The following is a 20,127-nucleotide window of genomic DNA, read 5'->3' as shown; positions in this document are numbered from 1 at the left end:
CAACAAACGTACCAGACTTGGAAGCGAGAAAAATACTTTTGATAGAAGATAACCCCGAAATGCGGGAAAATACGGCTGAGATCCTTGAACTCGCCAGCTACGAGGTCATCACCGCCCGAAACGGCAAGGAAGGTGTGCAGCAAGCCGCCCACCACCACCCCGACCTGATCATTTGCGATATTATGATGCCCGAACTCGACGGCTACGGTGTGCTGCATATGCTCGGCAAGGACGAGCGCACGGCCTCTATTCCATTCATTTTCCTCACAGCCAAAGCCGAAAAGGAAGATTACCGTAAGGGAATGACTATGGGTGCGGACGACTACCTTACCAAGCCTTACGACGATGTGGAGCTACTCAATGCCGTTGAAATGCGCCTTAAAAAGAGCGACCGGCTGAAAAAGCAGTTCGAACGCTCTGCCGATGGCTTCGACCAGTTCATTAGGGAAGCACAGGCATTCGACCCGATCGTGAAGCTGGCGGAGGACAAGAAGGTAAAGGTTTTAAGAAAAAAAGAGACGATCTACACCGAAGGCAGCTTTCCGTCCCATGTATTTTTTCTGCAAAAAGGGAAGGTTAAGGCCTATAAATCGAATGAGAATGGCAAGGAATACATTACCGATCTTCTGAAAGAGGGCGAATTCTTCGGTTACCTCGATCTGCTCCAAGGCGCACCCTATGAAGAAACAGCCATCGCGTTGGAAGTATCGGAAGTGGCGATGATCCCCAAGGATGATTTTTTCAACCTGCTGCAAGGCAACCGGGAAGTTGCATCGAAATTTATCCGGATGCTTTCCAATGAAATTAAAGACCGGGAAGAGCGACTCCTTCAATTGGCTTACAATTCGGTGCGGAAACGTGTGGCGCAGGCCTTGGTAATGCTTGTGCAACGCTACCAGGAAGACCGTTCGAAACCGTTTTCAATGGCTGTTACGCGCGAAGACATTGCCTCGATGGTGGGGACCGCCACCGAAACCGTGATCCGGACGCTTTCGGATTTCAAGGACGAACGCCTCGTAGATATGAAAGGCAGCCATATCACCGTGCTGGAATATGAAAAACTGGCGCGGATGCGGAATTAGTACTCGTTATATTACCGGTAATATATTCATCAGTTCCGCCTGATCATTGGTCAAGTTTAAACGGCCTAGAGTTCATAGGGGTTTTCTAGTTTTGATAAAACTTCACAAAAATCTTTCAAACTATGGAACAAACAACGACACCTGCGACCACTCCAGAAAATGATGAAGCAGTTGCGCCTGAAAATCGTCCGGGACTTGTACTTAATAATATTGCTGCAAGAATGATGAAATCAAGGAGGGATATAGACGCTTACCGCCGGGGAGAAATGTCACAAGCCGAATTTGACACACTTGGAATCAAATTCTACTGAAGTTTATCCCAACGAGCGTTTTGGCAGCTACTTCTTATTCACGACGGTGCAAGACATCGTCGTGAAAGTAAATCTATTCCAGGATCCAAGATTTTTCCCCGATAATCCTGAAATAGAGGAAGCCTTTAACTTCTTTATCGAAACGAATAAGCATTCTATGGGCCTTGATGCCCGGCTCAGAAATACTGTAATAGCTATTCTGGCCAATTTCCTAAAAGAGAATAACCCGATTATCATTTACTATTGTGATCCACTCGACGGTAGGGGGCACTTGCGATATGCGAAGTTCAACAGGTGGTTCTATATGGTTGATGATCCATCCGTCGAAAAACATGACCGGGAATTCATTGTCAACGACTTGAAGATCGACGAGAGCGGCAATGTTTTTAGAACAAAACTAACGGTCTACGCCTCCATTCTTCTGCGAAAAAACCATCCTGATTACGACTCTGCTATTAGTCTCTTCCATTCCGGAGAATTGGACAAGACCGGCAAGCTATGAAAGCCCGGCCTCAATCGCCTCCAATTGCGCCATCATCTCCTGGCGGTAGGCCACGGTCTGATTGGTAATTTCAGGGATCAGCTTTTTGTAATAATTGACCCCTTCAAGCAGGTTTGCCCGGAATTTGGAGAAGTATTTTGCCTTCTTGTCGTTCAGTGCGGCAGTATGCCGTTCTACATCCTTTTTGAGATAATCGACATAGAGATTCAATTCGTTGATGAACATATTGGGCCGGAGTTGCCTCGCCAGCAGGTCTATTTTTCCATAAATGTGCCCCACCATTTCGTCCAGCGAATAAATCCCCGAGAACCAAGCCAGATTCGGGCCCGGACAAATTGCTACTGCACGATTTTCCCTTGGTTTGATCAGATTATTCTTAACGAGCGCTGCTGTACTCAGTCCGTCGCAAAGGCAAAGCTTTTCGGTAACTGCGCTGATTTGCATTTGAAGGTCGGCAGGCTGCGGATCGAGCGCTTGCAGTTGCCTGATTTTCAATTGCTGATATTGGCGGGAAGCCGTGCAGATCGGTTCTTTGGTGAATTCAGTGTTTGAAACGAGATAACGTTTGTGACACGGGCTGCCGGGACGTCCTTTCGCAATGCGTTCGAGCCGCTGTTTCTCGGCAGTGCTGTCTTTAAAGTTGTTAAAAAGCACACCCAAGGGAGACGAATCGCTTACACAGTATGCATCGCTGTCGGCATTGGCCAATGCATCCAAAGTGGTCTTGTCGACATTCGTAACTTCCGGTACGAGCAGGAATGGGCTTCCCCAGCCCGTAGCTTCGATTCCGTAATATTCCAGCAAGAATGCGTTTTCAGCCGCGGTACCAATGCCACCTTGCACGGATATGCGTGTACGCGGCGTTCGTGTGAGCGTAATGCGCTTGCTTTCCAATGCAGGCTCGTAGAGCGCTAGCAACTCGGTAAGCATTTCGGCGCGGCGGCTTTTGAATTCTTCCAAAACCGGCCCCAGAAGGTTCCCCTCCGTGGCAAATGCATGCCCACCGCAGTTCAGTCCCGACTCAATGCGGAATTCGGAAACCCAGATGCCTTTCTTGGCTAAGAACTTCGCCTGGATTAATGCCGAGCGATAATCACTTACTTTAAGAATCAGTTTTTTGCGAAAGTTGCCTTCCTGGTCCGGAAAGAAATCGGGAAAAACTTCGAGATAACTGTACAAACGTGGATTCATGCCCGCAGAGAGGATAATTGAAGATGATAATTTGCTCAATGCGAAGCCGCGGAGCGCGGCCAATGCGTCCGTATAAATTTCATCAAGCACATTCCCGTCGCTATCCACATTCATTTTATCGACTTTCGACATGATATTCACGTCGATGCTCCCTGCTACTATTTGCTCACGTAAAGCAGCAGCTTGCGCATCCCGTTCGGCACCTTCGGCCGACGCAAGCATTGTATCATACCGAAGTTTCATGTCGGAAGTCGGAGGTAAAAGGCTAAAATAGCGATCGATATCATTATCGCCACCGAACGGCTGGCTTCTCAATCTTTCAAATTCTTCCGTCACCATGCGGTGCATCAGGTCGAGGTAAGCCGTGATCCTGCGGCTGCGGTAGTCCTGTTCCGACTTGACAATAGGCGTGTCGTCCTCTCCGCGCTGGCGGGCATAATGTACGCGCATTCGCTCGATCAGTTCGTCGTCGACGATGGACGCGACGGAGGAAATACCATACTGGGCGACTTTAATGGGGGTATCGATGGAGTATCCCAGTCCGAGGACGGGTATATGAAAAGTATGCGGCATTGTTTTCTGGATGAGGTCTTGATAGTTCATCCAAAAGTACTCGGCCACCGCCGCAGGAAAACTGACGCCGCTTAGCTATGATACTGAGAAACGTCATACAGCCCCCACAGCTTCATTTTTTCTTCGCCTTCTGGGGCTTCGAAGCCGCCGCCAGTTCATTCTCCTTCATCCGATAGGCCACAATGCGTTTGATTAAGTCGAGTGGCAGCGGGTCCTTATCCGGCAATTGAAGCGCCGACTTGCTCATTTTGTAACCGGAAAGCTCCGTTTTGAACTCCGCCAGCAAAGCCTCACTGTAAGGATAAGACAGCGAAATGTGGTTTGTCGCAGCCGAATAATAGATCAGAAATCCAAAATGCTTGTAAGCCGGAATCTGGTAACTGATTACTTCCTCGGCATCCGGTGCCGTCTCCCTGATCGCATTCCGGATTGCTGCCAGCCGCTCCTTCTTCTCGCTGCCAAATGTATCCTGATATTCGTCGACGGATTTAAAGTCTGTTTTTGCCATGCTGATCGAGTTCTTTGATGAGTAATTTTGAGAGCTAGTTGCCTGTCGTCCCCGCACTGAAAACTGACGTCAATACCGACAAAAACTCCTTCTCCGAAAATGGCTTGCCCAGCACGCCGTTAATGCCCAGATCCGCGTAAAAATCCTTGTCGCGGTCGGACAGATCGCCGGTAAAACCTACTACCGGCGTGGATGCTTTCAGCGGATCAGCATTGCTGCGGATTTGCCGGGTTAGCTCGGAGCCATCCATGCCGGGCATATTGATATCAGTGATCACGAGGTCGTATGAATGCTTCTCGAAAAGTTCGAGGGCGTCGTCCCCTGATCCTACCAAATTGTAGGAGAGCCCGTACTTTTCAAGCAACCTGCTCATCAGTACGAGGTTCAGTCTGGTATCGTCGGCGACGAGCACTTTTTTGCCCTGCAATACTACTTGCTTCGTCACAGGAGATTGGCTCTGGGCGGATTTCCGCTTTTCGGCTACCTCCATCGGGATCGCTACTTTGAACTCCGATCCTTGCCCCAACACACTTTCAACTGAGATTTTGCCCCCGTGCAATTGTACAATCCGCTTGCATATCGCCAGCCCGAGCCCTGTGCCCTGCTTCCCTACCGAGGCGCCGTCAATCTGGCTGAAATCTTCGAATATTTCCTTTAAATGTTCCTGTGCGATACCGATTCCAGAATCCTTAACCCTGATTTTCAGGCGTTTCTTCTGTCCCTCGACACTTTCCAGACTGGCTTCTACCAACACCTTTCCATGTGTCGGCGTAAACTTTACCGCATTGCTCAGCAGGTTAATCAACACTTGCTTGACTCGGAACTCGTCGCCTAAGAGGCATATTTCCCGCCCTACGTTGATTTTAGATACAATTTCGATATCCTTTTCACCCGCGAGTACACTCATCAACGCCAGCACCTCATTGACGAGCTCTACCGGACTGAAAGCCTGATATTGCAGTGTCAGTTTACCGCGTTCCAATTTAGAAAAATCCAGCAGATCGTTCACCAGCGTTTGCAAAATCCGTGACGAACTTTGAATGGCTTCTACGCTTTCCTTCATCTGGCCGTCAAGGCGATCGGAGTCCATGAGCTGGGAAAATCCGATGATTGCATTGAGCGGCGTCCTGATTTCATGCGTAACCTGCGCCAGGAATTCCCCTTTATTCCGCGCAGCTTCGGTGGCCAGCGCTGCATATTTGACGATCGTCTCGTCGTTGTGGTACAGTTTTACCAGGTTGCGGATGATAATGATTGTCATCAGCAAGACCACAAGCGCGCCAGCCCAAAATAGGTGATTTACTTCTTCAAACTCATTCGATGTTTCGGTCAGCAGCAGGCGCCTGAAATTCCTCGCTTTTTCTTCCTCGGTCGCTTTCAGCGATTTAAGGGTCAATTGCAGATTGGCAAACAGCTCTCCATTCAGGAAGAGTAATTTTTGCTCCGCCTCGTTAAGTTGTCTTTTTACCCGGTTATACTCGTCGTAACGGCTCAAATCCAGTTCGCGGGCAAGCAGATAAGGCATTACCAGCGAATCGCGCTGGATAATCACCTTCGTTTTCTCTTTGGCAGCACCGTCGTCGTGCTTGTTCGTAATAGCGTCGGCCAGCCTTTTGAAAAGACCGCGTTTCTTCTTTTGTATATCCTCAGACACCACCGAATCGACCTTGGATGTCCTTTTCACACGAATGGGCGAAGGCTTCGGTTGGGATTGTTCGTGCTGGATTTGCTCACTGCGTTGTACCGAGAGGGCAAAAAGGCTGTCGACCAGGATCTTCATCCGGATAAATTCCGCATTGCTTTCCCGCTTGCTTTGAATGAGGCCAGACAATGCCGAAGGCCGGTCGGCATGCTCGGTTTCGAACTTGTTGAGAATGTTGGAAACATCCTGAAGCTGGCCCGAAAATGCCGTAAGGTAAGCTGAATCCTGTGTAATAATAAAGAGCCGGCTGTTGTTTTCTGCCACATAAAGGAGCGAAATACAACTATCTATCTTCTGGTAGCCATTCATATCCTTTCGGAGTTCCTGGATATTCTCGCGGATCGTCTGCGATTTTGTGCGCGTCAGCAAAAGCGTAAAAACGAACGATCCGAGTATAACAACCAGTAGAATGGTCCAGACAAAGAACGCCCTGGATAAGGTGCGGAAAGGAATTTTCATCTGGGAAAACCTATGTTTCGAGGGTTGGTTTGAGACAAAGGTAAACAAGCAGATACAAAACACTGCCATACCGGTCATCTATTATTTAATCTACCAAACCACCAGATCAGTTACATACCAATGCATTGGCTAAGTTTCCAGCCACGCTTTAAACGCCGGTGCCTTTTCCCTGCTAACAACCACTTCCTGAGAAGTCTGCGGCCGCAGCTCTACTTTAAGTTTGCCATTAAAATAGGTGTGGATCTTCTGAATAGCGTCGATACGGGCAATGAACTGCCGGTTGAGCCTGAAAAAATTCAGAGGATCTATCAACGATTCCAGCTCTTCCAGCTTATAATCGACCAGGTATTGCCGGCCGTCGCTGGCGACCAGGCATGCCATTTCGTTAGCTGTATAAAAGTAGGCGACGTGCTCCTGGTTGACAGGGATCAGTTGTTCTCCGTTTTTAACCAGAAACCGTGTTTTAAAAGGCCGCTTGGTCATTTCAAGGCTATCCAGCAGCGTTTCCACCTTTCTCGCATAAGCTTTGGGAGAAAAATCTTCCCGGATATTCTCGTATTTCCGGATCGCTTCCGCCAATTCGGGCGCTTTAATCGGTTTCAGGAGGTAATCGATGCTCTTGACGCGGAATGCCTTGATCGCGTACTCGTCGTAAGAGGTCGTGAAAATGATCGGGCTGTGCGCGGGAAATTCTTCGAATATCTGAAAACTCAGACCATCGGCGAGCTGGATGTCTGAAAAAATAAGGTCCACCGGTTCCGCGTTCGCAAACCATTTCCGGCCGGCCTCGACGCTGTCCAGCACCGCAGTCACTTCCATCCGCGGATCGAGTTTTTTAATCAACTTTTCCAGCCGTTCCGCTGCCGGATATTCGTCTTCAATGATCAGTATTTTCATAGCTATCGGGCGGAACCCGCCCTGGTGTCGTCATCTATCCCGCTAACTGGTCCAGTAGCGGTATCTTTACGGTAAATCGCTCCCCATCGCTGATTATTTCCACCTCCCGGTCGGTCAACAGGCTATACCGGTTGATAATGTTCTGCAACCCTACCCGGGTCGATTTTTCCAGAATGGTCTTCTCCGAAATATTGTTCTCCACCACCAGATATCCGGAGTCCTCCTCGCGGATCACAATCCGCAACGGGTGTTCGCGCGAGGCCACATTATGTTTAATTGCATTCTCAATCAGCATTTGCAGGCTCAGCGGAGTGACATGCTGCGCCAATGTGGCTGTCGAAAGCTGCTTTTCTACCTGCAAGTTTTCCCTGAACCGAATCTTGTTCAAATACACATAAGCATCCACGAAAGCGATTTCGTCGCTCAGTAATACCGTGTTTTTGTTCCGGCTCACGAGCACATACCGGTACACGTCCGACAATCTTTCGAGGTAATCCTGCGCGGCGGTGTTCTCATCGTCAATGAGTGCCGCCAGCGTATTCATGCTATTGAACAAAAAATGCGGATCCAGCTGGTTTTTAAGCACTTCCAGCTGGGATTGTACATTTTCACGCATCAGCGCTTCCGTTTTCCGTACATTCATTTTCCAGGCATCAAAAAAATAAACCGCCTCATAAACCAGGTACACGATCACGGTCGGCACGATGCTGATCCGGAAACCCATCGCCAGCGCGCTCACGTGATAAACCGGCTTGTAATAAACTTCATCGAGTAGCAGCGACACCACGAAAACATAGGCCACCGCCAGCACCGCCTCCGCAACCACCCTTCTGCCGGTTTGGTTATATTCCGGAAAAATGCGGCGCATCCAAATGATAATGTACCGGTTCCCCTCCCAGAATGTAAGCGTGAGCAACGTAGAAAAAAGCACACTGAGGAAGAAATGCTGGCTCAGTTTCAGGAATTCGTCAAAGGCGATCATCACGGCAATAACCATTCCCATGAGCGGGATACCGATGATCCGCCAATTCCTGTCGTTGAGCGTATAAGCCTTTTCTTTCATCGCAAGTGAATATCGGCGGGCAAACTACTCGTTTACACGCCAATTTTCAATTAAAATGTATACCGGAAATAAGGTACCGGAAAAAACGATTGCTGATACTGGTTCACCAGCTCGTTGGTACGCGGGTTGTAGGTCTGCTGGAAAATGTTTTTGCGGGCCGTCACGTTCTGCAAATCCATCGAAAACTCCATGGTGCTCCGGCGCATCTCGCGACGGTAGGAAAAACGGATGTCGGTGCGAAAATAGGCGCTTTGCCGGAGCGAATAAGCGCGGTTTTCGTCGTAAACGGCTACACCTCGCGCCCGTGACGCAGCCAGGTTCAATGGCGTAATGTATTTACCACCCACCAACGAAGTTTTGATATTGGCGCTCAGGACATTGTTGTTACCCAGGCGGAATTCCTTACCTCCCAGCACATTGAGCACATATTTCGTATTAAAAGCAGTGTTACGCTCCACTTTATCGCTGCCTTTGTATTTCGAATCGAAGAATGAAGTCGAGAGCAGGAAGTAATAGCCTTTATTGAAATACTTTTCCAAAGTAAGCTCGACGCCCATATTATGGCCGCTGCCCTCATTCACCAGGCTATCGCGGTCCGAAGGCCCAAACGAGGCGCCCATATTCAAAGCCGAATAGGTAGAGGCCCGCTGCTCAACCGGCACATTGTAAAGCTTTTGGTAATAAGGCTCGATTTTCAATAACAGGTTTTCGGTCAGCCGATTCTGATAGCTGAACACAAAGTGATGGCTTTTGGTAAAACCAAGATCCTTGTTAGTCCGCACCGGCCCCGACTCGTCCGGCGTTTGTACAAAATAGGTATAGATATTCTGTGCCTGACTATTCAACCCGTACCCCACGCTCACGGATTGCCCTTTACCAAACACGTATTGCAAACCGGCCCGCGGCTCCACGGCGACATTGTTGTTCAGGTTATAATGCTGGAAATGGATTCCTGTTGTGAAGATCAGTCCCTGTGAAAGCCGGTATTTCCATTGCCCGTAAGCTTGCGTGAGCACTGTATTCTCGCCACTTACATTCGCGCGAACGGTGTCGATCTTCCCGCCCTGGTAAATCGAGCGACTGTACAGATCGAAATCGAGCACATCTAGGGTAATGCCTCCGTAAAGGCTGCTTTTTGCATTCATTTTATGTCTCACATTCAAAACCGCGGAGTATTTGGAGGTATTGTATTTCGCTTCGCCGCTCAGGAAAGCTTCACGCGCCGGATTGCTGATAGAATCGCCGCTGAACCGCTCTCGTGTTGTACTCATACCCAGGGTAAGTTTGGCGAAAGTTTTGGCAGTTAGGTTGTGTTCGTAGGTCAGTCCAAAAATGTTTGTACCGTATTTCACACGGGTGTTGGTGTTTTCGGTGCCGTACATATTCGAAAGTGTTGTATCAACCTCATTTCCCAGGAAATTCACGTCACTGCTTCCTGTTATGCCAAAAAACGTCAACTTGCCTTTGTTACCGGTTGGCACGGCCACTTTAAAATTCAGATCCTGGTAATCGGGAATGGCAGTGCCGGTTCCGAATTGCAAACCGAGCGCATTGAAAAGTCCGAGCGTCGAATAACGGTAATTCAAAAGGAAGGATGCCTTGGAATTCCTGGAAAATGGCCCTTCCGCACCGAGTTCAAAACCGTTGAAGCCGACCTGGCCCATTAGTTCATGTTTCTGATTATTGCCTTCGCGAAGTTGCAGGTCGAACACCGCCGCCAGGGCATTTCCGTATTGGGCAGGAAAGGCGCCGGTAAGAAAGTCGGATTTACCGAGGACGTTGTTGTTCAGCATGCTCACCGGCCCACCGGTAGCCGCGAATGAGCCGAAGTGGTTAGGATTAGGGATATTAAGGCCTTCCAACTGCCACAGCGTACCCGACGGCGAGTTTCCGCGGACCACGATGTCATTCCGCGAATCGTCCCCGGACACTACCCCTGCGAAATTGGCCGCCATCCTCGACGGATCGCCCAATGCGCCGGCATACCTTTTCGTATCGTCCACATTAAACGACCGGCCGCTTACGAGCGACAGTTCATTATTGGTTTTAGACTTATCGCTTTTGCGGTCGGCTGTAATTACCACCTCATTTAGGCTTTCTACCGCCTCAGTCATGGTTACATTCAAAACCACTTCCTTGCCCGCCGTCACAATGATGTTCGACAGACGCTGCGGCTCGTAGCCCACCGTTGTGATCTGGAAAGACTGGCGACCCACAGGCACACCCGGAATGCTGAACTCGCCCCGAAGATCGGTTACAGCGCCAACCGGACTTGTCCCGGCCTCGCGGACGAGTAGTATCGACGCCCCGATTACCGGCGATTTGGAAACTTCGTCGCGGATTGTCCCGCGAATCGTTTGCGTACCTTCCTGTGCGTATAGGCTGGTAGCGAAAAGAAATGTCATGGCTAATAGTAATGCTTTCATTGGCTAAATTTTGAATTGATAACCAAATTTCTCCATAACACGCTGTGTTTGAAATCAGGTGGGCGGTCAACCGTACGGATCCGGGGGCGAAGCGGCGGGAGCATTCGGGGAATCGTCCGGGGATGTAAGGCGCAAGCACACCAAACTTATTTGGACTTATTATAAACAAAGGCCTATATTTGCCTATCGAACCTGCTCGCGCCCCGATTGCATGACTGCCCATACTACCGATAACACTCCTTTCCGGATAGACGAAACGTCTTTCAAGCAGATATATCTGGCTCATTGGGAGAAGGTTTACGCGGTTTGCTATCATACTGTCCGCGACCCGGAACCTGCGAAAGGGATGGTGCAGGAAATCTTCAAATCGCTCTGGGAACGGAAAGACGAGCTGGAAATTACGACCTCCGTGGAGCGTTACCTGCTTCGTTCAGCCAAATTCAAGGTATTTGAATACCTTCGGAATACCAAATCCCGCAAGGAGCATAACCAGATCGCATTTGCAGACTATTGCGACCGCACGCATTGCACCGAGAACGACATTCTCTATAATAACCTCAAAAACAAAGTCGATGACCTCGTGGACACCCTGCCCTGCCAGTGCCGGCGCGTCTACAAAATGAGTCGCGAGGAAGGACTAAGCAACAAGGAAATCGCCTCGTCGCTGCTGATCTCCGAAAGGGCTGTCGAATACCACATTACCCGGGCGCTGACGACACTTCGCGCCAACCTTGCCGAATATATGCATTAGAATCGCGGGTGCTGCTTACGGCTAAACTCAATTTATGCTACTTTTACTTTCAGGAAGCGTCACCAACCGAACTGTGGAGTATTTGAATGAAGATCAGTAAAGAACTTATTGAAAAATACCATCATGGCCGCTGCACCGACGAAGAAAACGCTGCGGTGGAGGAATGGTTGCTAAGCGACGGTGCCGACGAAACCATGGAATGGACCTTGCCCGAAGAAAAAGCGGTGCTGCAATCCGAAATGTGGAATGAAATCTCAAGTGTGCTACCCTCTTCGCAAGAAACGCCCGCTCCAAGGGTAAAGCACGGCCTGACGCGCCTGCTATGGAAACCCGCGGTGGCTGCGTGCCTGCTCGCCATATTGGGGTCGGTCCTTTATAGTCGGAAGCACGAATCCGTCACGCGGGAAGTAATTGCGCTCAACAATAGCTCGGGCACGGAAAACAGGGATCTTCACGAGAAAGATTTTACACTTTCCATCGCCCCCAAAAGCAATGTAGCCCTCAATAGCAAAACCGGCATCATGGATTTCTGCGGGGCTGTGCTGATCAGCCCTAATGAGGACATCGAACTCATCTTTCAGGGGACCTGTGCCAACCCTGCCCAGAACCGGGAAAAGGTTTCTCTAAAAAAAGGGCAAAATTACATTGCCCTCAACTATGGAGGCAACGCAAAGACGGGCGAAGTGATCGTCGTCGAGGAAGGGGCCATGGTAAGCCTCCCGCCGCTTGTTTTAAAGCAGCTCATGCATCAGTTCAATATTTAACCTAACTCATGGCACATTGTTACCGGGGTTTTGTTCACCTCGTTCTCTTCGTTTTGCTTTGCGTGGTTCTGCTGCCCGGCTGCCGGGAACAATCCAGGGAAAAAGAACTTATCGCCGGAAAGAAGTACAGCGTGTATGCTATGATGAAAAACGGCAAAGAATATATCCTTCAAATCGATTCGCTTGCTTCGGGTGAAATTAACCCCGAAAAATCTGGTGCGAGCGTTGTTCCTGCGCCACTTTACTATGACCTTATCGTGCGCGACGGCAAATACTACAGCGTCGATCGCCGGACCGGGTCTTTCGTGCGATACAAGATTAGAAAAGGGGAATTTGTGAGGGACACAGCCATTGCTGTAACGGGCTTTTCGTCAGTTGAAAACTACAACTGGCTATCGCAAGACTCCTTAATGATCCTCGGCTACGACGACGAAGCCCGGAAAGTGCGTTATGTAAAAATTGATGTCCGTGACCTGAGTATTACACAGGGCACGGTACCCATACCTGCGCCTTTCGGCAACTATAACTGGCTCTCCATCGGTTTTTCGCAGTTTCTTGAAAACAAATTATACGTTGGCTACTGCTACCACTCCTCCTCGCTCGACAACTATACCACTGGCGACACCATTTACACCGCCATCCTCGATTATCCTCAGCTCAAAACGCTCAAAACGCTCAAAGACACTCGTTCTGTTTACCCGGGTGGGGTGAATACGCGGCAAACCCACTCATCTGTGACTGAAAACGGGGATTTCTACTTCATTGCCTGCCCGGGGATAGCATCCGGAAATTATCCGGAAAAACCGACCGGCATCTTCCGCATTAAAAAGTCAAGGGATGAAATCGACCCGGGATACTTCTTCAATATCTCAACGTCTGCGATTAAAAATCACGGCTATGGATTTTGGTACGTGGGAAATGGCAAGGCCATCGTCAGAACCGAACGCAAAGGGCTTTACACCGGCATGAAAGACCACTACAAAGTCCCTCATTTCGACTTCTTTCTGCTCGATCTTGAAAATCAAACCACCAGCCGCCTCGCTCTTCCACTCGACAAGGGGACTTCGCGCCAATGCGTGCTCGTTGAGAATGCGACAGTGTATATTACTGTTAATTCAGGAAACGAGGGGTGTTATGTATGGCTGCTCAATGCAGAAACCGGATCTTTAAAAAAGGGGCTGAAACTCAGTGACGATACTGAATATATCTTGCGGTTGGAGCGGCTGAAGTGAGTAGCGTTCCCTAACCATTCGTCACCTCTTGCAGAGTAAGGCCAAGCAGGTCTACGATCATTTGGATATCGACACCTTGCTCTTCATTTGTCGGGCTGTAATTATCTTCCGCACGGGATTTCATCCGTTTCCATAGTGTGTCCTGACAGAGGTTAATGTGTTTCCAATTTACACGAAAGCGCCGCGGCCGCATTTCGCGATGACCTTCCCAAAAGCCATTTTTCACCAAACGGCCTTCGGGAAATGAGCAGTTGGGCTACTTATTTCAAAAGATTGGCGAAATAAGAATCAGTATCCAATGAATATCCTTAAAAAAATCAATGCATGGCTGCACCTTTGGCTCGGGCTGGCTTCCGGCATTGTAGTTGTGATAGTGGGCTTCACGGGTTGCATCCTCGTTTTTGAAAGCGAGTTGGAAGCCCTGACACTAAAACATCTGCACGCCCCGAATCCCAAAAACAGAGCCATGCTACCACCATCCGCATTGTGGAAATCGGTCAAACAGGCGCTGCCCGATAAAGAGATTCACAGCGTTTGGTACCATGGCAAAGACCAGACGGCCCATTTCAGCCTCAACTCCGATTCGCTCGTTTACGTAAACCCCTACACAGCTGAGATCGTGGCAATGGTAGATCATGAGGATTTCTTTCATTTTATCCTCGATGGCCATACCAGCCTGTGGATCGAGGGAAAAATCGGAACGGGAATTGTCAGCTACGCTACTCTGATATTTTTCATACTGTTAATCACCGGAATAGTACTCTGGTGGCCCAGGAAGTGGACGAAATCAGAAAAAGACAAGGCGTTGACGATCAGATGGCGGGCGAAGTTCAAGCGTGTCAATTACGATCTGCACAACGTGCTGGGCTTTTATTCGCTCACCATCGCATTGATATTGGCGATTACCGGGTTGATCATGGGTTTTCAATGGTTCAATAAAAGCTTCTATTGGCTTGTTTCTGGTGGACAAGCACCTCAGCGCTACGAACGCGCGTTTTCAGATACCACGCAAAACCTGCCATTGACGAGTATGGCAAACGTAGATGCGGCATGGCGAAAGGGTGTTACGGAAATCGGGGTGCTGAACAAAGATGCGATCATCGTTTCGTTTCCTGAAAAGCCTTCCGAGCCCATCGACCTGTGTACGGATATGCATAATGGCTCCTGGCGCTACGTGTACCTCGACCAACATACCCTGGAAGTACTGCCTGCAAGCCAGCCGCAAATCTCGGAGCTGGATGTGGCCCAATGGCTCCGCCGCACGAATTATGCCATGCACGTAGGCGCGGTCGGCGGAATGCCCACCAAAATCCTGTTCTTCATAGTCAGCCTGATCTGCACAAGCTTACCTATCACCGGATTTTACATCTGGTGGGGTAAAAAGGCTAAAACCAAAAAGCGCCCCCTCCGTTCTCCGGCATTCATCCGCAATACGCTTTCTTCCTTATGAAATTTCAATATAGCTACCGCTTCTTCTCGTCGGTTCTGATGAGTCTATTGATCGCTCAAACCAGCTTTTCTCAAACATTGCCCGGTTATCTGATCAAAGGGACGCTCATAGATTCTGCTTCTTCCAAAGCCATTGAGTTTGGCACAATCAGCATTCTCGACGACCAGCAGCAGGTAGTGGCGCTTACCTATTCCGATGAAAATGGCTTTTTCAAATCCACGGATATTAAAACTGGTTCGTATTTTCTCAACTTATCGTTTGTAGGTTACCGCCAGAAACGGATCGCTTTCACAATCTCCTCCGCAGCACCGTTTGATTTCGGAAGCATAAAACTGATTTCCGACGTAAAGCAACTGGATGCCATAACGGTTACGGGCATGAAACAACTCGTTGAGCAACAGCCGGGGATGCTTATTTACAATGCTGAAAAGGACATCAGCAATACCGGCGGAACAGCGGCAGACGTACTCAGAAAAGCCCCCATCCTCAATGTGGATGCAGCTGGGAATGTCACCATGCGGGGAAATTCCAACCTGCGCATTCTCATCAATGGAAAGTACTCCGGCCAAATGGCCCGTAATGCAGCCGACGCCTTGAATATGATGCCTGCGGGATCAATCAAGTCCGTGGAGGTGATCACGAGCCCTTCTGCCCGATACGACGCGGAAGGTGCGGCGGGGGTTATTAATATCATCACCAAAAAAGGGAACCAGAGCACGAGCGGCACTATCGAAGTAGTGGGTGGGAACCTGGAACAGGCAATTAATCCTCGCATCGCGATAAACCGAGATAGGTGGAACGTCAGTTCAACGCTTCATTTGCACCGGTTCCGCAACAAGGAATTGTCAAGCATTCACCGTACCACATTCCAGAATGGCGCGGAGACAGGTAAAGTCCGTCAGGAGATCGTGCGCGACAATGCCAAACCACACAGCTCGGGGGATGTCCAAATCGAATACCTGGCCGATAGCGCCAATGCTTTCAATTTCTCGGCAAACGGCTGGCTTGGCAACTGGCCGCAAAACGGCGATCAGCATAATAGCAGGCTTACCCCGGATGGACAGGTCATCGACCAGTTCTATCAATCCGTCAAAACCAAAGCGCCCAATAAAGGGATGGACCTGAATTTGGGTTATACCAAAAAATTCAGAAAACCGGGCGAAGAGCTGTACCTGATGGCGCAGTATAATCGCTCGATCGATGATTTCAATTACAATGCTAAGCAGTTCGACGATGAGCAATCACTCGTGTACCGGGAAATCAACGACAACACCACGCATAACCGCGAATGGACGTTCCAGGGAGACTATATCCTACCGCTCACAACGTCGGGTAAACATGCGCTGGAAAGCGGCGTGAAAGCCATTTTACGTAACGTAGGAAGCGACTACCAGGTGCAAGCCAGCGAAAACGGCATACCCGAAAACCTCGGTACTATTCCGTCCCGCACCGACCGCTTCGATTACCGCCAGGACGTGCTGGCAGCTTATACCCAAATCAAATTTAAATGGAGCAACGGCTGGGCCCTGCACGCGGGTGCACGTATGGAAGGCACTTTCCTCGACGGCCACCAGCGCGATGCGGGCGTACATTTCACGAGCAATTTCTCGAATTTCGTGCCGAGTGCGACTATTTTCAAGAAGCTCGATGCGAACAATAATCTTACATTAAGCTATACCAAACGCATTTCCCGCCCCTCGATCTGGGACCTCAACCCCAATCGCGATAGCCAGGACCCTAAAAATGTCGTTGTTGGCAACCCCTCGCTCAAACCGGAGGAAGTGAACCAAATGGAGCTCACCTACGCATTGCAGACAAACTCCGACCTGTTTCTGAATGTCTCGGCATTTGGCAGAAAAACCAATAATTCAATCGAAAGCATTGTAACCATGGACGCCGCGGGTGCGGCCACTACCACCAAGCAGAACCTTGCCTCCAATGCGCAATATGGTCTTAATTTCTCGACGTCGCTCTCGCTCCTGCCCGACTGGAAGATCAACAGCAACGCCAACATTCGTCGGGCGCACTTCAAAAGCGGCGTACTCGGGATCGATAACAAGGGCGCTGCCTGGGGAATCAATGTCAATACAAGCGTGAAACTACCCGGAAATTACAGTGTACAGGCATACGGCGACTATGATGCCCGCAGTATCGAGCTGCAAGGCTTCGAAGGCGCTTGGTTTTATTATAGCTTTTCAGCAAAGAAAGAGTTTCCCGCACGCAAGTTATCGGTCACGCTCACGACTGTGAGCCCCTTTGGCTCGTATCGATCTCAAAAGGAGGTCGTAAGTTCACCGGAATTCTATTCGATCATGCGCAACCAATACCTGATGCGCTCGGTAAAACTATCGATCAACTGGGAGTTCGGCGGGCTATTCAAGCAAGGCTCAGGACGTAAGATCAATAACGACGACCTTAAAAACGTCAAACAAGGCGGATGATACCTAAGGGTTAATCGGCCGTCATCTGCCTCGTATCAATGACAGGCTTGTCGATATTCAGCTACAAAAACGGATGCGATACTTTCCCAAATCCGAATTAATTCACCGTATGATTTCGCGCAATGGAAAACAAAAAAGCCCCTGACAAAATGCCAGGAGCTTTTCAATTTTTAAGCACCCATTTTACTTATAAAAGTTATCATTTTCCAGTACCAGCCCGGATTGTTGTTTTCTTAGATAAAAGTTGTCATTTTCCAGCTTAAATCCAAATCAAAACAACATATTCAATACCCGGGAGTACCTGGATGTGAGAGATTACCTGTTTAATTTCGCTAAAATCAAACCGTGGAATGCCGGATTACCGGCAAAGTTTGCAAATGAAGTATAATAGTGGTTAGTATGAAACAGAGACGGGTATTCTTTAAACCCTCCTTTAAATGCAATTCCTGTATGTTTTTTATCATGGCCAATAGCTTCTTTAATTCTTCCGGAAAGCATCTTTTCCTTAGCGGGTTTAAAGTAATCCTAAATCGGTGGCGAACTAAAATAATTTCGCCGAATTATGCATTAATTTCGACCAATACCTATATTATTGCAGACGAATGAAATTTAGTATAGTAGTTAAGGTCAGAGTATGTTGTCTCCCGGCAGGTTGCGGTGTATAATTGTAGACGATGAGGCTGATGCACGCCGATTGATTGAAAAATATGTGCAGAAAGTTCCCTTTCTCGAATTGGTCGGCTCTACCGAGAGCGCTACCGATGCCCTGTTCCTAATCAGGGATGTGAAGCCGGAAATAGTATTCCTTGACATTGAAATGCCCGAAATGACCGGATTTGAGCTCTTAAAGCTCCTTCCTGCCACCCGTCCTGCCGTGATCATGATTACGGCCGACCCCTCCTACGCGCTGGAAGGCTACGAGCACGAACTGACCGATTACCTTCTCAAACCAGTCTCTTTTGAAAGGTTTTTAAAGGCCGTCAACAAGGTGGACAGCGTGCGTTTCCAGAAACATTTGCCGGGCGGTTCCGAGACGACCCATGAATCTGTTTCATCCCGCAAAGAATCGCTGGAACACCTACCGGATACCGCGTTCTCCGGCACCCGAAATGACTTTCTTTTATTGAAAGAGAATAAAAAACTCATTAAAGTAGCACCCAGTGAAATACATTTCATTGAGGGCATGCGTGATTATCTCAAATTATATTGGGCGGACCGCGTTGCGGTGATTCATATGACAATGGCCAAGATCGAAGAAGCATTGCCTCCTGCGCAGTTTCTGAGGGTTAACCGATCCTATATCGTCAATAAAAAAGTGATACGAGAAATTGAAGGCAATGAGATTACCACGAACAGTGGGCGAAAAATTCCGATAGGCGTAACCTATCGCGCTAATGTGCTAGCGGCGTTACAGAAGAACAGAATCTGACAGGTTATGCGTTTCAATCCTATTTCTTCTGAAAAAAGGGCAAAAATAACGAGAATAATTTATCATTTACTGGCATGGATAGCGCTCTGGTGCATCGTGCGGTATTATAGTATTCCTGCACTCACCAGGGACAATCTGCAAGTAGTATGGCATGCTTCTGTTGTAGTTTTCCTGCAATCCATTTCAGTATTCTACCTGCTTGGCTATGTAGTGTTCCCACGCTTTTTGTACACCAGAAAAATAATCTCTCTGATTATAAGCATACTTATCATATGTCTGCTGGTGCACCTTACCAATTATTATGAGATCATGTACCTGGCTTCTATAACGAACGGATCTGCAGATAATCCTATTTATGTGAGCAAATTATGGGGCTTTTATCAAACCCGCAGCCATTGGGCTAGCTGTTTCGTAAATTTCGACATTGCATACGCCGACTATACGTGGAGTTTATATTATATCACACCCCTCCTTGCGATCAAGGTTATGCGCGATATTATTAATTCCAGAACAAAAAATATGCAGCTGGAAATGGAACGGCTACAACTTGAAAAAACTAATCTCAATCTGCAAACGCAAAGTTTACAATTACAAAAAAATAATCTCAATCTCGAACTGAGTTTTCTCAAATCACAGATCAACCCGCATTTCCTATTCAATACGCTCAATGCTATTTATACCAAAACGGTAGATGTGGATGAACAAGCTGCCGACCTGGTTCTTAAATTATCCGATCTGATGCGGTATAGTCTTTACGAATCGAGCAAGGAAAGTGTGGTACTATCCAGTGAAGTCGGTTACATCGAAAATTACCTGGACCTCGAACGTACCCGTTTCTCCGACAAGGTGACGATTAATTATCAATTAAAAGGCAACCCCGGCGAGTACCTCATCGCCCCGCTCCTGCTGGTATCATTCGTCGAAAATGCGTTCAAACATGGCACCGCCAAAAGCAAGTATGCATCCTACGTAGACCTTTCTATAATACTCGATGGCAACACTTTATATTTCAAAATAAAAAATAATATCCCCCAAAATGTCCGACTACAAAAGCGGCTGCAGAACGACAAGGTGGGAGGCTTCGGTTTGAGCAATACATCGAAACGACTCCAATTACTTTATCCCGACAGACACAAATTGTCGGTGCAGCAGACCGATTCCGAATTCAGTGTGGACCTCGAACTGGTGCTGGACCCGGCTAATGTGATCCAGTACTTCACATCCTGATCACCCTTCATCCCGCTTCCGTATATACGCGAACGTCAGACACAATAAGTCGGGAAAGGTGGTACGACTTTTGCCAGAATACTTTATTAGAAATCAAATTACTTTTATTTTCAGAATTT

General features: G+C 48.5%; 17 protein-coding genes. 10 read left to right on the top strand and 7 right to left on the bottom strand.

Annotated elements, in window-relative coordinates:
• The first annotated feature begins 17 nt into the window (after positions 1-17).
• The 3 genes from ACTJJJ_RS16920 (at position 18) to ACTJJJ_RS16910 (ending at position 1,895) form a co-directional block, all read left to right on the top strand.
• Positions 18-1,082, top strand: coding sequence for a response regulator (locus ACTJJJ_RS16920; RefSeq protein ID WP_440702428.1), 1,065 nt, complete (start codon positions 18-20; stop codon positions 1,080-1,082).
• Between the two features lie 122 nt (positions 1,083-1,204).
• On the top strand, positions 1,205-1,393 hold the full coding sequence (locus ACTJJJ_RS16915; RefSeq protein ID WP_440702427.1) for a hypothetical protein: 189 nt from the start codon (positions 1,205-1,207) through the stop codon (positions 1,391-1,393).
• Complete coding sequence (locus ACTJJJ_RS16910) at positions 1,374-1,895, top strand: DUF6169 family protein (protein ID WP_440702426.1); 522 nt, start codon at positions 1,374-1,376, stop codon at positions 1,893-1,895. The genes ACTJJJ_RS16915 and ACTJJJ_RS16910 overlap by 20 nt, the downstream gene beginning before the upstream one ends.
• On the opposite strand, the gene ACTJJJ_RS16905 is transcribed toward ACTJJJ_RS16910, so the two are convergent.
• The 6 genes from ACTJJJ_RS16905 to ACTJJJ_RS16880 form a co-directional block, all read right to left on the bottom strand.
• Positions 1,890-3,689, bottom strand: a complete 1,800-nt coding sequence (locus ACTJJJ_RS16905; protein ID WP_440702425.1) for a hypothetical protein — start codon at positions 3,687-3,689, stop codon at positions 1,890-1,892. The two genes, ACTJJJ_RS16910 and ACTJJJ_RS16905, sit on opposite strands and share 6 nt — an antisense overlap.
• A gap of 82 nt (positions 3,690-3,771) precedes the next feature.
• A complete protein-coding gene (locus ACTJJJ_RS16900; protein WP_188933142.1) occupies positions 3,772-4,167 on the bottom strand; it encodes an iron chaperone in 396 nt (131 codons plus the stop codon).
• 34 nt (positions 4,168-4,201) lie between these two features.
• Positions 4,202-6,328 (bottom strand): ATP-binding protein, encoded by a 2,127-nt coding sequence (locus tag ACTJJJ_RS16895; protein ID WP_440702424.1) that lies wholly within the window; start codon positions 6,326-6,328, stop codon positions 4,202-4,204.
• A 129-nt stretch (positions 6,329-6,457) separates the two neighbouring features.
• Positions 6,458-7,225 (bottom strand): LytR/AlgR family response regulator transcription factor, encoded by a 768-nt coding sequence (locus ACTJJJ_RS16890; RefSeq protein ID WP_188933147.1) that lies wholly within the window; start codon positions 7,223-7,225, stop codon positions 6,458-6,460.
• A gap of 34 nt (positions 7,226-7,259) precedes the next feature.
• Complete coding sequence (locus ACTJJJ_RS16885) at positions 7,260-8,288, bottom strand: sensor histidine kinase (protein WP_440702423.1); 1,029 nt, start codon at positions 8,286-8,288, stop codon at positions 7,260-7,262.
• A 50-nt stretch (positions 8,289-8,338) separates the two neighbouring features.
• Positions 8,339-10,714 carry a TonB-dependent receptor gene (locus tag ACTJJJ_RS16880; protein ID WP_440702422.1) on the bottom strand — a complete coding sequence of 792 codons (2,376 nt, stop codon included), beginning with the start codon at positions 10,712-10,714 and terminating at the stop codon, positions 8,339-8,341.
• Positions 10,715-10,925: 211 nt separating this feature from the next.
• On the opposite strand from ACTJJJ_RS16880, the gene ACTJJJ_RS16875 reads away from it, so the two are divergent.
• From ACTJJJ_RS16875 to ACTJJJ_RS16855, 5 genes are all read left to right on the top strand, one after another.
• On the top strand, positions 10,926-11,465 hold the full coding sequence (locus ACTJJJ_RS16875) for an RNA polymerase sigma-70 factor (protein WP_426293386.1): 540 nt from the start codon (positions 10,926-10,928) through the stop codon (positions 11,463-11,465).
• An 86-nt stretch (positions 11,466-11,551) separates the two neighbouring features.
• Complete coding sequence (locus tag ACTJJJ_RS16870; protein ID WP_440702421.1) at positions 11,552-12,229, top strand: hypothetical protein; 678 nt, start codon at positions 11,552-11,554, stop codon at positions 12,227-12,229.
• Between the two features lie 8 nt (positions 12,230-12,237).
• On the top strand, positions 12,238-13,461 hold the full coding sequence (locus ACTJJJ_RS16865; RefSeq protein WP_440702420.1) for a DUF4374 domain-containing protein: 1,224 nt from the start codon (positions 12,238-12,240) through the stop codon (positions 13,459-13,461).
• A 298-nt stretch (positions 13,462-13,759) separates the two neighbouring features.
• Positions 13,760-14,911, top strand: a complete 1,152-nt coding sequence (locus tag ACTJJJ_RS16860; protein WP_440702419.1) for a PepSY-associated TM helix domain-containing protein — start codon at positions 13,760-13,762, stop codon at positions 14,909-14,911.
• A complete protein-coding gene (locus ACTJJJ_RS16855; RefSeq protein WP_440702418.1) occupies positions 14,908-17,352 on the top strand; it encodes a TonB-dependent receptor domain-containing protein in 2,445 nt (814 codons plus the stop codon). Before ACTJJJ_RS16860 ends, ACTJJJ_RS16855 begins: the two co-directional genes overlap by 4 nt.
• 315 nt (positions 17,353-17,667) lie before the next feature.
• Here ACTJJJ_RS16855 and ACTJJJ_RS16850 read toward each other — a convergent pair whose 3' ends face one another.
• Positions 17,668-17,850, bottom strand: a complete 183-nt coding sequence (locus tag ACTJJJ_RS16850; protein ID WP_188933162.1) for a hypothetical protein — start codon at positions 17,848-17,850, stop codon at positions 17,668-17,670.
• A 211-nt stretch (positions 17,851-18,061) separates the two neighbouring features.
• On the opposite strand from ACTJJJ_RS16850, the gene ACTJJJ_RS16845 reads away from it, so the two are divergent.
• Both ACTJJJ_RS16845 and ACTJJJ_RS16840 read left to right on the top strand, forming a co-directional pair.
• The gene (locus ACTJJJ_RS16845) at positions 18,062-18,781 is read left to right on the top strand and encodes a LytR/AlgR family response regulator transcription factor (RefSeq protein WP_229222307.1); all 720 of its coding nucleotides are present in this window, start codon (positions 18,062-18,064) and stop codon (positions 18,779-18,781) included.
• Between the two features lie 6 nt (positions 18,782-18,787).
• On the top strand, positions 18,788-20,008 hold the full coding sequence (locus tag ACTJJJ_RS16840) for a sensor histidine kinase (protein WP_426293381.1): 1,221 nt from the start codon (positions 18,788-18,790) through the stop codon (positions 20,006-20,008).
• Positions 20,009-20,127: the final 119 nt, after the last annotated feature.

Source organism: Dyadobacter sp. 22481 (assembly GCF_052044875.1).
Taxonomy (GTDB): Bacteria; Bacteroidota; Bacteroidia; order Cytophagales; family Spirosomataceae; genus Dyadobacter; species Dyadobacter endophyticus.
The sequence above is the reverse complement of the archived record's forward strand: the minus strand, read 5'-3'. Positions and strand labels throughout refer to the sequence as shown.

Bases quoted from the DNA above. Each gene is read 5' to 3' on its own strand.
- ACTJJJ_RS16915 (WP_440702427.1), top strand. From the start codon at position 1,205: ATGGAACAAACAACGACACCTGCGACCACTCCAGAAAATGATGAAGCA.
- ACTJJJ_RS16905 (WP_440702425.1), bottom strand. From the start codon at position 3,689: ATGAACTATCAAGACCTCATCCAGAAAACAATGCCGCATACTTTTCAT.
- ACTJJJ_RS16900 (WP_188933142.1), bottom strand. From the start codon at position 4,167: ATGGCAAAAACAGACTTTAAATCCGTCGACGAATATCAGGATACATTT.
- ACTJJJ_RS16895 (WP_440702424.1), bottom strand. From the start codon at position 6,328: ATGAAAATTCCTTTCCGCACCTTATCCAGGGCGTTCTTTGTCTGGACC.
- ACTJJJ_RS16890 (WP_188933147.1), bottom strand. From the start codon at position 7,225: ATGAAAATACTGATCATTGAAGACGAATATCCGGCAGCGGAACGGCTG.
- ACTJJJ_RS16885 (WP_440702423.1), bottom strand. From the start codon at position 8,288: ATGAAAGAAAAGGCTTATACGCTCAACGACAGGAATTGGCGGATCATC.
- ACTJJJ_RS16880 (WP_440702422.1), bottom strand. From the start codon at position 10,714: ATGAAAGCATTACTATTAGCCATGACATTTCTTTTCGCTACCAGCCTA.
- ACTJJJ_RS16875 (WP_426293386.1), top strand. From the start codon at position 10,926: ATGACTGCCCATACTACCGATAACACTCCTTTCCGGATAGACGAAACG.
- ACTJJJ_RS16870 (WP_440702421.1), top strand. From the start codon at position 11,552: ATGAAGATCAGTAAAGAACTTATTGAAAAATACCATCATGGCCGCTGC.
- ACTJJJ_RS16865 (WP_440702420.1), top strand. From the start codon at position 12,238: ATGGCACATTGTTACCGGGGTTTTGTTCACCTCGTTCTCTTCGTTTTG.
- ACTJJJ_RS16860 (WP_440702419.1), top strand. From the start codon at position 13,760: ATGAATATCCTTAAAAAAATCAATGCATGGCTGCACCTTTGGCTCGGG.
- ACTJJJ_RS16855 (WP_440702418.1), top strand. From the start codon at position 14,908: ATGAAATTTCAATATAGCTACCGCTTCTTCTCGTCGGTTCTGATGAGT.
- ACTJJJ_RS16850 (WP_188933162.1), bottom strand. From the start codon at position 17,850: ATGCTTTCCGGAAGAATTAAAGAAGCTATTGGCCATGATAAAAAACAT.
- ACTJJJ_RS16840 (WP_426293381.1), top strand. From the start codon at position 18,788: ATGCGTTTCAATCCTATTTCTTCTGAAAAAAGGGCAAAAATAACGAGA.